The following is a 13485-nucleotide window of genomic DNA, read 5'->3' on the forward strand; positions in this document are numbered from 1 at the left end:
CCGCTGGCTTACGAAGCACGTCTTGGGCAACTCCGGCCAATTGACATCCTCGGCTAGCGAGGAAGCGCTGGTTAGCCCGCAGGCGAGTGCGATCAATGGGACACGCAACCCGTGCAAGGAGGGCACTGGGAAAGCGACGACAAGAGGAGCAAAAACGCGCATGGCATGGACCGGATGTTGACCTGAGCGAGAGCATAGCGCAATGAACTCAAGCCCTCGTTCATCAGCTCGTTGTGGCAAAAACATCGGATGGCTGTTCCTGGCCGGCTGCTGCCTTCCGGGGTTGCTTGCACTTGGCCTAGCGCAGTTGCCCGAAATCGACCCGGACCCGCCGTTCAATTTTCTTAATAACGGACGTTCCCGCGCACCAGCTCAAGGCAGTAGCTCGCCATTCGGCTCGGCCCGACGTGGCAAGATCGACGGAGGGATGCGATTTAGGTTTCACGCTCAGTGGTCTTCCGAAATAGCAGTTTCGTTATTAGGCATGTTTTCCGGTCGATTTAAACCAGCTGTTCGTTTTTTGCAAAAATAGATACATCAGTGACAAAGGTAGTGCGCTTTTTGCGAGTGCGAAAACAATCGCGTCTGCGATTGAGATAGGTATATTGGAGGATTGGCCGGTAAAGATTATCGGAATCGACCACGCCCAAATATTGGTCATTGAATGTGCGCCGACTGAAAGCTCAAGCCGCCGGTCCCGCAAACTCAAAAATGAAAATCCCACGGAATCAAAGAACATGACTGTCTTCACAGGCCACTTGTACTGTGTGTGGAGTAACGCAAATAAAACGGCGATCAATACCACGACGATGGCTGGTATTCGAATATACTGGCCTAGCGTTTGCGTCAACCATCCTCGCATATACAGCTCTTCTCCAAATGCTAAAAAAGATACGCCGAGCAACAGAACGAGTCCGGATAGCGCCATTAAGAACGGATTTACATTCAAATCAATATGCGGAGAGAAACTCCCAATCGGAGACGTCCATGCATCGAAGCGCACCCCGGCATAAATCCACATGATCGCGACGCTGACCACGTAAGCAGCAAGATAAAGAACTGCACCGAGCAAAAAGCGTTTTACGCTGAATTTCAGATCGATGGAAATCAGGGAGCAAAATGGACGTCGCAAAACGTATTTGCATACAAGCCAGAAACCCAAAACTCCGACCGGGCCTCCCGCGTCAGAGAGAAGATTGAGAGTGGCAAGATTGAAGCTGAAATGGTGGAGATACAGGGATCTATATGCATGCATTCCCGGAATGGGCAGCAACAACGCGCAGAATGTGCCTATGGCACTAAGACACCCAAAAATCAAAATAGTCAGCGCAAGAGACCGCCAGTCGGTTCGGCCCAACTTGGCGAGATCGATGAAGTCACGTGCAAAATCTTTTTCATTTTTCATGAGCACATTTCAACTCAAACAACGGTTGGCTTTTTCTACACTGTGCTACGCAACATCGTGACAGCATTCTGGAACAAAGACGCCGCAAGGTCCGGGCAAACCGTGAGAGTGTCTTTGGCGCTAGGATATAGCCCCTGTTAGCGACCTCGTCTAGCAGATTGTCCCGGCCAGGCTACGAGCATCGAATGTCTCAAAATGGCCGAAACGAAACGGACACCACGTTACGAACCGCTGGCGTCGGCGCGAGGAAAAAATCCGCGACTTCCGAATAAACGCTCCGAAGCGACATTTCCCTCTGTAACCATCGCACAGCATTCGGAATGACCGAGCGCGGATAATGTAGCCATTGCGGCATCAAGCAACATTCCGGCTGTGCCTGCCCCCTGATGGGCGGGTGCTGTGGCTACGACAGCTATTACCGGACATCCATAAGGCTGATAGTGGCAGACGAGGCACGCAGACTGGAGACCGTCCGTCTGCTCAACTATCCACGATGCTTCGGAGATCCATTCGCCATACCGGCCGCTAAGAATCGCCGTTGCCTTAAACGCATACTGAGTTTCGGTGTATCCCGCATCGTCGATCGTTCCATGAAAGGCCGCGAAGAAAAGCAGCCCGAGCGCCGGTACGTCACCAGGCTGTACGTGGCGGGCAACGGCTGACAACGCAACAGGCCAATGGTGGCTGTTGGACAGTGTGCACTTCCAAAGTTGCGCGCTACGCTCGCGGGTCGAGTTTGGCATCGCCGGACCCTTTTACATGAGAAGGTTACTTTGAAGATTCGGGGATTGTCGACGATGTAGACGCCGTCGTCGACGGTCCCTTTATGGCCGAACTTTGCCCCATAGATTCGCGCGGTCCGCGTTGCCGACCGGGCATCATACAAATGGCATAAAACGGGCCGCTACCGCTCCAAGCGCCCCATGCAGCCGAAGACGCTTATAAACGCAAAGGCAACAAGGAGTAAACCGACAAAGACGTAAGCTAGGAAGAATCTGACCGGCGATTCGGCCTTGCATATTGTCCCAAAGCGAGTATGGGCTATTTCTTCAGTGCGATAACTCGACATCGTCGCAATCAAGCCGGCAATCGACGCGAGCAGGGTTCCGATCCACCCGAAATGGATAGCCTCGCTTAAATATAGGGCGCATATGCCCCATGAGATGATGGCTAGCGCAAGCAACACCCACACAGTTCTTTTCATCGCCAGACCTGACCAGTCACTACCTTATCTGTGCGATTGTCAACGATCTGGACGACGCTGTCGAATGTCGGTTCATGGCCGAATACTTACACTTCGCCCAAAGCTCCCGAGAAATCCACAGAAAATAAAAAAGGCCCTTGCGGGCCTTTCATAGACGAAGCTAGAAGCAACGCTTACCGCGTCAGCGCCGTGAACCCTTCCAGCAACCGCTCGACATCAGCCGCCTGAATCGCGCCCATCGTCGAGATCCGGAACAGTTCCTTCGACAGCCCGCCTTGCCCCGCGTAGATCACGAAACCACGCGCCTTCAAGCCGTCATGCAACGTCTCGTACGTCACACCCTGCGGCAGCCGATACGCGCGCAGCACGACCGACGATTCACCTTCCGGTAGCACGAGCGGCATCCCGCGCGCCGCCAGCCCGGCCTGAGCCTGATCGGCGAGCGCCTTGTAATGCGCATGACGCGCACGCCAGCCGCCAGCCTCATCGAACTCACGCAGCGCCTCGACGAGCGCGTAATACGCGTGCACGGAAGGCGTGAACGGCGTATTGCGCTGATCCTGCAGCTTTGCCAGGCGACCGAGATCGAGGTAGTAAGTGCGGCTTGCAGCCTTCGCGAGCGCACTGCGGCGCACGATCACGAACGCCGCGCCCGGCACACCGTGCAGGCACTTGTTCGCGGTCGCGGCCACCGCGTCGATGTCGCCGCCGGCGAAGTCGATCGCTTCCGCGCCGAAGCTGCTGACGCCATCGACGAGCATTTTCACGCCGCGCGAACGGCACACCTCGGCAATCGCGCCGAGATCGTTCAGCCGGCCCGTCGTCGTCTCGTGATGAATCACGGCGACATGCGAGTACCCACCCGCATCGAGCCGTGCGGCGATCTGCGCGAGATCGGGCGCCTGCATCCACTCATGCTTCAGCACCTCGTGCGCGATTCCGTACTGCGTCGCGATCTGCGTGATCCGCTCGCCGTACACGCCGTTCTCGATCACCAGCAGCTTGCCGTCCCGCGGCACGAGTGCCGCGATCATGCTTTCCACGGCGGCCGTGCCCGAGCCCGTCATCAGCACGGCGGCCCATTCGGCCGGATCGAGCTCGTACGCGGCAACGAGGCGCGCACGTGCTTCGTCCTGCAGATCGAAGAATTCGCTTTCGCGATGGCACAGGTCAGGTTGCAGCAGGCTGCGGCGCACGCGTTCGGTGAGCGTGACCGGGCCGGGGTTCAGCAGCAGCATCAATGGGCTCCTTCAACGTGGGCTTCGGTCTGCGCGGCGCCGATGTGCCGCATCAGACGGGTCTTGACCTCGACCGGCGTGACGGTCGGGCGGGGCAGGCCGTCGGGCACGCCGGTGCGGATCGCCAGGCGCACGAACTGCGCACCGTCGCTCGATCCGGCCAGCGCCGTATCGAGCACGTCGAGCGTGTCGCCTTCGACCGCCGACGCGTAGCCGCATGCCGCCGCGACACCCGCGAACGACACGTGCTGCGACACCGTTGCCTGGCCGCCCGTCGATTCGTGCGCGCCGTTGTCGAGCAGCACGTGCGTGAGGTTCGCCGGGCCGTAGGTGCCGAGCGTCGCGAACGCGCCCATGCGCATCAGCGCGGCACCGTCGCCGTCGACCGCAACGACCTTCAGGTCGGGGCGTGCGAGCGCGAGGCCGAGCGCGAGCGGCGTCACGCAGCCCATCGAACCGACCATGTACAACTGGTTCGGGCGATCGTCGATTGCGTAGAGTTCGCGGCCGCAGAAGCCGGTCGATGCGAGCACGACGGTCGAATCGACCGGCGTGTGCGCGATCACGCGCTGCAGCGCATCCTGGCGGGTCGGCCACGCTTCGGGCGACGCGGCGCGCGTCGACGATTGCGCGGCGACATGCGCGCGCGGCCTGGCCGCCGGGTTTGCCTTCAGCTCATACGGCGCGACGCTGCCTTTCTGCATCACGAGCGCGTACGGGCGGCCCGTCGCGTCCATGTGCGCGATCGCGCGGTCGAGTGCCGGGCCGACCTGTTCGGGGTCGGTCGGGAACGTCTCCCACGGGATCTCCATCGTGTCGAGCATCGCGGGCGTGATCGGGCCCATCAGCGCGTGCTGGGGCTCGTCGGATACGCCCGGCTGGCCGCGCCACGTGACGATCAGCAGCTGCGGCAGGCGGAACGTCCAGGTCAGCGACGTGAGCGGGCTCACCGCGTTGCCGAGCCCCGAGTTCTGCATCATCGCGATGCCGCGCTTGCCGCCGAGCGTCGCGCCCGCGATCAGCGCGACCGCGTCGCCTTCGTTCGCGGCCGATACGTAATTCAGCGTCGGGTCCTGCAGCACGTAATTGATGAACGGCGTCAGGTACGAGCAGGGCACACCCGCGTACCAGTCGAAACCGCGCTCGCGCGCGGCCTCGACGAACTGTGCCGCTTCGATCATTGCGCGCCCCCGTTGCCGGTGCCCGGTTCGGACAGCGGCGTCTGGCCGTGCGCGAAGTCACCCGCGCGGCGGAAGTCTTCGAGGTCGTTCACACCGCGCCAGTGGCCGTGCACGTACTGCACCTCGATCTTCTCGCCGGCGGCGATCAGTTCGTTGAGCAGCGACGGGATGTCGAGCGTGTCGAAATCGTCGCGCGCCTGCAGCGTCGCGAGCATCGCCTTCAGGCGCTCGACACCGGCACCGCGCACGTTCAGCAGGCCGATCCAGCGGCCGTGCGGCGTGCCCGTGGCGACGTCGCTCGATACACGTTGCAGGTAGGTCTTCTGGCCGAACAGGCCACGATCGTCCGCCGCCGAGCACAGCGCGAAATCGCGCACGCTCTGGTTGGTTTCCGTCAGCGACGAATCGACCACCACGCTGAACTCGGCCTCGCTCTCCGCGAGGTCGCGCACGATGTAGCTGCGGAACAGCAGGTCGCCGTACGAGATCACGGTGTCGCCGGTCAGGCGTTCGGCCGCGCATGCGAGCGATGCGAGTTCGCCCGTCTGCGCGTGGCGCTCGTTGACGACGAGCTTGATGCCCGACGTGTCGATCGCGTCGGCGCGATAACCGCCGACCACGGTGATGTCGTTCACGCCGTGCGTCTTGAAGCCGTCGACGAGCCAGCGCAGCAGCGGCTTGCCGGCGACCGGCAGCATGACCTTCGGCTTGTCTTCGGTCACGGCTTCGAGGCCCTTGCCGCGGCTCGCGGCGAGCACGATCGCCGCGTTCGACGCGCGCGACGACGACGACAGGTAGATGCGCTCGGCCGCCGAGTACTCGTCGGCATCCTGCAGGCGGAAGATCTCGTTGACCGATGCCACGCGGTCCTCGACGTTGATCAGCGTTTCGCTCTCGTGGATCTCGCGCGCGGTCGCCTGCATCGCGGATGCCGACGCGCGGATCAGGTGGTTCGCCCAGATCACGGTGCTGATGCCGGCCTGGCGGAACACGTCGGTCGGCGTGCTGTAGTACTTGGTCGGCACGATCACGAGCGGCGCCTTGCCGCTCCATTCGCGCGCGAACTGCAGGATCTCGTCCGGGCGCGACAGCTTGCTGTGGATCAGGATCGCGTCGGCGCCGGCTTCCGCATACGCGTTCGCGCGACGCAGCGCCTCGTCCATCCCCCAGCCTGCGATCAGCGCTTCGACACGCGCGACGATCGAGAAGTCGGGATCGGTCTGCGAATCCTTGCCGGCCTTGATCTTGCCGCAGAATTCGTCGATTTCCGCGAGCGGCTGGCGCTCGCCGCCGATGAAGCTGTTGGTCTTCGGGAACTGCTTGTCCTCGATACAGACGCCGGCGATGCCGCGCTGCTCGAGCTTCTTCACGAGGCGGCGCACGTTGTTGAAGTTGCCGTAGCCGGTGTCGCCGTCGAGCAGGATCGGCAGGTCGCTTGCGTCGGCCATGAATTCGAGCACGTCGACGACCTGCGTCCAGCTCGCTTCGTTGTTGTCGCGCACGCCGAACTGCGCGGAGATCGCGAGGCCCGATGCCCAGATGCCCTTGAAGCCGGCCTCGCGGACGATCCGCGCGGACAGGCCGTTGTGCGCTTCCATCAGGAATTCGAGATCGCTGCTGACGAGCATGCGGCGCAGGCGGGCGCTGCGCGATTCGGTGAAGTTGGGTTCGCGTGCGTTCATCGTGCGACTCCTGCGGTGGTGCGTTGAATCAGGGGGAGGATTTCTTGGGTGGCGCGGGCGACGTCGTTCGGGAAGTCGATCTCGATCCACGGCGAGCCGGTGACGTCGGCGACGTCGAACGAATGACCGCCTTCGAGCAGCAGGTCGCGCACGGCTTCCTCGTGCGGCATGTTCGCGCGGCCGCTGTCGACGTAGCCGGCGACGATCGTCGCGAGGCGGCGCGCGGTGCCTTCGGTGAAGCGGAAGAAGCCGACCGATTCGCCGATCGTGTCGTATTCGAGGTCGACCGCGAGCTGCTTGCGCAGCTCGACCGGCACGCCGTTCTTCAGGCACAGCTTGACGGGTTCGTCGCCGGCCTCGAAGTCGCGGTCGATCAGCAGGCGATCGACCGCCTTGTCGGCATCGGCCACCAGCGCGTGCAGGATGTTCTCGTCATACAGCACGTCGGCGTCCATCAGCAGCACGTCGCCGCCGCGCGTCATCGCGTCGGCGACGGTATGCACGGTCAGCACGCTGCCGAGGTCGTAGCGTTCGTTGACCACGATCTCGGCCTGGCGGCCGAGGCGCTTCAATTCCTGCTCGACCTTCTCGGCCTGGAAGCCGAGCCCGAGCACGATTTCGTCGACGCCCGCGGCATCGAGCACGCGCAGATGGCGCTCGAGCAGCGACACGTCGTCGAAGCGCAGCAGGCACTTCGGGAACTGTGCCTCGGGCGGTTGTTGCAGGCGCAAGCCGAGGCCTGCCGCAAGAATGATGGCTCGCATGGGTTCTCCAACCAAAAAGCCGGCGGATCTGAACGATCAGTCGGCGAGCGGCTGCGGCGCACGGCGCCGCTGCCAGTTTCTTTCACTGAAATGCAGATAGAGCAGGCCGGGCAGGCCGAGCGCGAGTTCGCGCGCGCGCTTCGCGAGCGACAGCGCGAGCGCCGCGTCGGGCGGCAGTCCGACCAGCGGCGCGAGCAGCAGGTAGCCGCCTTCCTGCGCGCCGAGCGAGCCCGGGATCGCGAAGGCCGCGCCACGAATGGCCTGGCCGACGCTCTCGAGCAGCAGCGCGTCGAGCCAGCTCACCGGGTGCCCGAGGAAGTGCAGCGCGAGCCACACTTCCGCGGTGCCGACGATCCAGCCGACGAGACTCAGTGCGAAGGTCTTCGCGACCTTCGCACGATCGCGGTACAGCGCGCCGACCGCGTCGTCGATCGCGTCTGCGCGGGTCGCCAGCGACGACCAGTCGCGCGGGCCGAGCAGCTTCGACGCGAGGCGCAGGCCGCGGCCGAACAGCCCGCGCCGCTGCGCGACGTAGAACAGCGCGGCGAGGGCGCCGAGCACGCCGGTGGCGATCAGCGCGGGTGTGCGCAGGTGCGCGACCGATTCGTGCGTGGCGTACAGGCTGAACGCGGCGATGCCGATCAGCGCGAACGCCATTTGCGAGAGCGCCTGCATCGTCGTGCTGACGGTGACGGCCGCCGCCGCGTCGGCCATCCGCGTGCCGCGCTGCGCGAGGTGGCGCACCATCAGCACGGGGCCGCCGATCTGCCCGGCGGGCAGCAGGCTGTTCACCGATTCGCCGACCCAGCGCGCGCGCAGCGCATTGCCGAGTTCGGCACCGGGCTGGCCGTGGCGGAACATCACGGAGATCGCCATCGCGTCGATCACGAGCGGCACGACGTGGAACGCCGCGACGAGCGCGAGCCCCCAGCCGGCCGCGAGGAACGTGGACGCGACCGCGCCGACGCCCTGCCAGGCCAGGAGCGCGACGAAGAGTGCGGTCCCGAGGGACAGCAGGATCAGGCCGGCGCGTGTCATGACCCGGTCGGGCGTCGCGTCGCCAGTTGCTTGAACACCTGGCGGAAGCCGAAATACGCGATCGCGTCCTTCATGTTCGAGATGAAGCGCTTCCACGGGCGCATGCCGGGGTTCGTCACGTATTCGAAGGTGAGCGACACACGCATCTCGTTCTGGCCCAGCGGCGTGATGCGGTGGCGCAGCTTGTCGCCGTCGAACAGCACGATGCCGCCGTCGGCGATCTGGACGGAGCCCGGTTCGTCGGCCACGTCCGGATTGCGCGTGTGCAGTTCGTAGTCGAGACGGCACGACGATTCGTCGATCACGCCGATCAGCAGCGTATAGCGGCGGCCGTCGTAGTACGACGTGTCGTAGTGCCAGCCGATGTGGTCGCCGGGCTTCGTGTAGTAATACAGCGCATACGCGTGCGGATCGTCGTCCGGCGACAGCATCAGCTTGTCGCCGGTGATCTTCTCGAGGAAGGAGATGAGTGCCTTCGAGCGATACAGCTCGGCGATGTACGGTGCCTGCTCGTCGATCGTATGGCGGCTCACGCTGCCGCCCTGCTTGTGGCCGGGCAGGTAATTGCGGTTCAGGCCGGCCTGCATCGCGCGGGCGGCGTGCGCCAGCTTCGCGTGCGCGTCGGCCGGCAGGAAGGTGTCGAGGTACAGGAACGAGCCCTGGCGCGTGTAGTCGCCGCGCAGGCGGTCGAGGTCGAGCGAACCGACGCAGTCGGCCACGGTGCGATCGGGATCGGCGGCGGCCGCGCGCGCAGGCGCGGGGCGTGCCGGGCTCAGCACGGAGTCGTCGCGCGTGCTAGGAGTCATTTGGAAGCCTGGATTTCAGTTGGATTCTGCGCGACGTTGCCGCGCCGGACGATGCGCCACCAGTCGATCACGACCCATGCGGCGAAGAGCGGGGCGCCGATCGACGCCGCGAGCAGGAACGGCTCGACGCCGTCGAAGAGCGTCACGAGCGGCAGCAGGTACAGCACGTCTTCGGTTTCGAAGCCGCCGGCGAACGCCTGCTTGGTGCCGGCCTTGCCGGCGATCGATTCGATCCGCATGCGCAGGAAGAAGATCAGTGCGACGGCGGCGCCGGCCACCGCGCCGAGCAGCACCGGCGACGCGGCCATCTGGCCGCCCTGGGCGACGATGCCGAGGCCCATGCTGACGAACAGCGCGATCGTGACGAGCGCGTCCGCCGCGAGGTCGTAAAAATGACCGATCTTGCTGGATTTCCCGCTGATGCGGGCGAGCTCGCCGTCGGTATGGTCGACGAAGTTCGACAACACGATCAGGAACGCGCCTGCGTTGCTCCAGCCGAAGCCGCCGTGCGCGAGGCACCAGGCGCCGGCGAGGCCGATCAGCAGACGAACGGTGGTGAGGTGATTCGGGGTGACGGGCGTGTCGACGAGCGGTCGGACAAGCGAGCGCGCGAGCCGCGCATCCCAGGTGCGTGGCAGGGGCGGTTCGGAACGTGTGGCGGTTTTTCTTTGGTCCATCGGCGAAATATATACGGAATTGTAATTTGTTGCTTTTTATTCGATCAATGTCCTGACATGAGCGAGTGTTACCGCGTCTTGCGACGATCGGCCGACCGAAAAACGCGTGCGCGAAAGGGCGGCCGAACGGGGCTGCGGGATCCGTATTCCAGTGTGGTTCGCATGGCGTGCCTGTCAAGGACGGACGGGCCTCGGAGGCCGGTGCGGCGGTGTTTTTCGCGCATCCCGGCGGGGGATGCGCGGCGCGTGCGAGCTTGACGTGCGTCAGTCCGGCACAACCGGCATCAGGTGACAATTGGCCGCGCCGGATACGGCATCGACCATTGCCGATCGACAGGCGATGAATCGCAATGGAAATCCGTCGATTGACGTGTGCGGATTGGTGATCGTCGACCGGTCGTTGTGTCCGATGCTTTCGTGCACCTTTCATGTGCATTCGAATTGAACGGGGCGCCTGTCACAGAACGGCCGTTCGATACGCGGCAAATCCGGCAACGATCTTTTTCATACGGTGGACATTTCGCGGCGACCGCCTCTGAGATACTCCGACCATGCCTGTGGTGCCGGCCGCCCGTCGCGGCCACAAGGGCTTCATGTCGCTCAGGAGACACCCCCAGCGACGTCAACGACAGACCAGAGCATCAGAAATCCAGCCATGTCTTCATCACGCATCCTCGCTCCCGCCCTGCGTTCGCTCGTCCGCACCGCCGACGAAGCCGCCGCGCTGATCCGTCCCGGCATGACCGTCGCCATGAGCGGCTTCACGGGGTCGGGCTATCCGAAGGCCGTTCCGGCCGCGCTCGCCGCCCACATCGACGCGGCCCACGCGCGCGGCGAGGACTTCCGGATCAACGTGCTGACGGGCGCGTCGACCGCACCGGAACTCGACGGCGCGCTTGCCCGCACCAACGGCATCTCGATGCGCCTGCCGTACCAGTCCGACCCGACGCTGCGCGACAAGATCAACGGCGGCGAAGTCGACTACCAGGACGTCCACCTGAGCCACGTCGCGCAATACGCATGGTTCGGGCTGTACGGCGATCTCGATGTCGCGATCGTCGAAGTCGCGGGCATCCGCGAGGACGGCCTGCTGATTCCGTCCGCCTCGATCGGCAACAACAAGACGTGGCTCGAACGCGCGAAGCACGTGATCCTCGAAGTCAACTCGCGCCAGCCGCTCGGCCTCGACGGGATGCACGACGTCTATTACGGCACCGCGCTGCCGCCGCACCGCAAGCCGATTCCGCTGACGAAGAGCGACGACCGGATCGGCGAGCCGTATCTGCGCTGCCCGGCCGACAAGATCGTCGCGATCGTCGAGACCGACGCGCCGGATCGCAGCAACGCGTTCTCCGCGCCGGACGCGACGTCGAAGCAGATCGCGCACCAGCTGATCGATTTCCTGCGCCACGAAGTGAAGCGCGGCCGCCTGCCGGAAAACCTGCTGCCGCTGCAGTCGGGCGTCGGCAACATCACGAACGCGGTGCTCGCGGAGCTCAGCTCGGCCGGCTTCTCGAACCTGACCGCGTACACCGAGGTGATCCAGGACGGCATGCTCGACCTGCTCCAGGACGGTACGCTGAGCTTCGCGTCGGCCACCGCGCTGTCGCTGAGCCCGGCCGCCGTGCAGCGCTTCGCCGACGAAATCGCGACGTTCCGCGAGAAGATCGTGCTGCGCCCGCAGGAGATCAGCAACCATCCGGAACTCGTGCGCCGTCTCGGCTGCATCGCGATGAACGGGATGATCGAGGCCGACATCTACGGCAACGTGAACTCGACGCACGTGATGGGCACGAAGATTCAGAACGGCATCGGCGGCTCGGGCGACTTCGCGCGCAACGGCTACCTGTCGTGCTTCATGTCGGCGAGTACCGCGAAGGGCGGCGCGATCTCGCGGATCGTGCCGATGGCGAGCCACGTCGACCATACCGAGCACGACGTCGCGGTGGTCGTCACCGAGCAGGGCCTCGCCGACCTGCGCGGCCTGTCGCCGAAGCAGCGTGCACGCAAGGTCATCGCGACCTGCGCGCATCCCGACTACCGTCCGATGCTCGAGGATTACTTCGAGCGTGCGTCGCGCGAGAGCTTCGGCAAGCACACGCCGCACCTGCTCGCCGAGGCGCTGTCGTGGCACGAGCGTTACGTGCGTACGGGGACGATGAAGGCCTGACGGTCCGGCATGCGACGGGCGCGCGCCCGTCGCATCGTCAATCCATCGCCGCGTGCGCGATCTCCACGCTCGCCGTTTTCTGCGGCGGGCGGATCAGCAGCAACAGCGGAATCATCAGCAGCGTCGCGACGAACATCAGCTTGAAGTCGTTCAGGTAGGCGATCATCGATGCCTGCTGGTTGATCGTGCGGTCGAGCAGCGCGATGTCGAGACGGCTGCCGGCCATCGCCTGCACGGCCGGGTTGAACGGCGTGATCTGCGCGGCGAGATCGGCGTGCGACACCTGCGTGTTGCGCGTCATCAGCGTCTGCACGATCGAGATGCCGATACTGCTGCCGATGTTGCGCATCAGGCTGTAGGTGGCCGTGCCGTCCGCACGCAGGTCGGGCGGCAACGTCGAGAACGACAGCGCGCTGAGCGGCACGAACACGAGCCCCAGCCCGAAGCCCTGCACCACGCCCGGCCACACGATGTCCGCTTCGGACAGCACGACCGTGTACTGCATCATCTGCCATAGCGCGAGCGCGGAAATCGACAGCCCCGCGAGCAGCAGCATCCGCGCATCCACGTATTTCAGCAGTCTGCCGACGAACAGCATCGCGATCATCGTGCCGGCGCCGCTCGGCGCGGTGACGAGGCCCGTCGTCGCAACCGGGTAGCCCATCAGGTTCTGCAGCATCGGCGGCAGCAGCGCGCGCGTCGCGTACAGCACCGCGCCGACCACGAAGATGAACAGCGTGCCCGTCGCGAAGTTCGGGTCGCGCAGCAGTTCCGACTTGAAGAACGACGCGTTGCCGACGGTCGCGGTATGCACGAGGAAGAACGCGAAGCTGAGCGCCGCGACGATCGCCTCGATGCGGATCTCGTACGAGCCGAACCAGTCGAGCTGTTCGCCGCGGTCGAGCATCGCCTGGAACGCGCCGATCGCGAGCGCCAGCGTCGCGAAGCCGAACGCGTCGAATTTCACGTGCGGGCGCGGCGCGCGGGCGGGCAGGAAGGTCATCACACCGGCCAGCGCGAATGCGCCGATCGGCACGTTGATGAAGAACACCCAGCGCCAGTTGTAGCTGTCGGTGAGCCAGCCGCCGAGCGTCGGGCCGAGGATCGGGCCGACCATCACGCCCATTCCCCAGATCGCCATCGCCTGGCCTTGCTTCTCGCGCGGGTTGATGTCGAGCAGGATCGACTGCGACAGCGGCACCAGCGCGGCGCCGAACACGCCTTGCAGCAGGCGGGCGCCGACGATCTGCACGAGTGTCTCGGACAGCCCGCACAGCGCGGATGCGACCGTGAAGCCCGCGATCGACACGATCAGCAGCC

General features: G+C 64.4%; 10 protein-coding genes. 1 reads left to right on the forward strand and 9 read right to left on the reverse strand.

Translation table 11 applies throughout. The features are described from left to right. Positions 1-478: 478 nt before the first annotated feature. The 8 genes from FOZ70_RS37270 to FOZ70_RS37310 form a co-directional block, all read right to left on the reverse strand. Entirely contained in the window at positions 479-1405 is a 927-nt protein-coding gene (locus tag FOZ70_RS37270) for a CPBP family intramembrane glutamic endopeptidase (RefSeq protein WP_219707876.1), read from the reverse strand. Between the two features lie 1377 nt (positions 1406-2782). Beyond that, positions 2783-3847: a 2-aminoethylphosphonate aminotransferase gene (locus FOZ70_RS37280; protein WP_219707877.1), complete on the reverse strand. Its 1065-nt coding sequence runs from the start codon at positions 3845-3847 to the stop codon at positions 2783-2785. Beyond that, complete coding sequence (gene aepY / locus FOZ70_RS37285; protein ID WP_219707878.1) at positions 3847-5028, reverse strand: phosphonopyruvate decarboxylase; 1182 nt, start codon at positions 5026-5028, stop codon at positions 3847-3849. The genes FOZ70_RS37280 and aepY overlap by 1 nt, the downstream gene beginning before the upstream one ends. Then, positions 5025-6710 (reverse strand): phosphoenolpyruvate mutase, encoded by a 1686-nt coding sequence (gene aepX, locus FOZ70_RS37290; protein WP_021162084.1) that lies wholly within the window; start codon positions 6708-6710, stop codon positions 5025-5027. The genes aepY and aepX overlap by 4 nt, the downstream gene beginning before the upstream one ends. Next, positions 6707-7474 carry a phosphocholine cytidylyltransferase family protein gene (locus FOZ70_RS37295; RefSeq protein ID WP_021162083.1) on the reverse strand — a complete coding sequence of 256 codons (768 nt, stop codon included), beginning with the start codon at positions 7472-7474 and terminating at the stop codon, positions 6707-6709. The genes aepX and FOZ70_RS37295 overlap by 4 nt, the downstream gene beginning before the upstream one ends. A 36-nt stretch (positions 7475-7510) precedes the next feature. After that, positions 7511-8512 carry a TIGR00374 family protein gene (locus tag FOZ70_RS37300; protein ID WP_021162082.1) on the reverse strand — a complete coding sequence of 334 codons (1002 nt, stop codon included), beginning with the start codon at positions 8510-8512 and terminating at the stop codon, positions 7511-7513. Further along, on the reverse strand, positions 8509-9318 hold the full coding sequence (locus tag FOZ70_RS37305; protein WP_059650968.1) for a 2OG-Fe(II) oxygenase: 810 nt from the start codon (positions 9316-9318) through the stop codon (positions 8509-8511). Before FOZ70_RS37305 ends, FOZ70_RS37300 begins: the two co-directional genes overlap by 4 nt. Further along, entirely contained in the window at positions 9315-9995 is a 681-nt protein-coding gene (locus tag FOZ70_RS37310; protein ID WP_021162080.1) for a CDP-alcohol phosphatidyltransferase family protein, read from the reverse strand. The genes FOZ70_RS37305 and FOZ70_RS37310 overlap by 4 nt, the downstream gene beginning before the upstream one ends. 655 nt (positions 9996-10650) lie before the next feature. Between FOZ70_RS37310 and FOZ70_RS37315 the strand changes: the two genes are divergently transcribed. Further along, positions 10651-12165, forward strand: coding sequence for an acetyl-CoA hydrolase/transferase family protein (locus FOZ70_RS37315; protein WP_027791325.1), 1515 nt, complete (start codon positions 10651-10653; stop codon positions 12163-12165). Between the two features lie 37 nt (positions 12166-12202). On the opposite strand, the gene FOZ70_RS37320 is transcribed toward FOZ70_RS37315, so the two are convergent. Continuing rightward, a partial coding sequence (locus FOZ70_RS37320; RefSeq protein WP_258025845.1) for a DHA2 family efflux MFS transporter permease subunit occupies positions 12203-13485 on the reverse strand: 1283 nt, incomplete at its 5' end.

The organism is Burkholderia sp. COPS (assembly GCF_019425585.1).
GTDB classification, from domain to species: Bacteria; Pseudomonadota; Gammaproteobacteria; order Burkholderiales; family Burkholderiaceae; genus Burkholderia; species Burkholderia cepacia.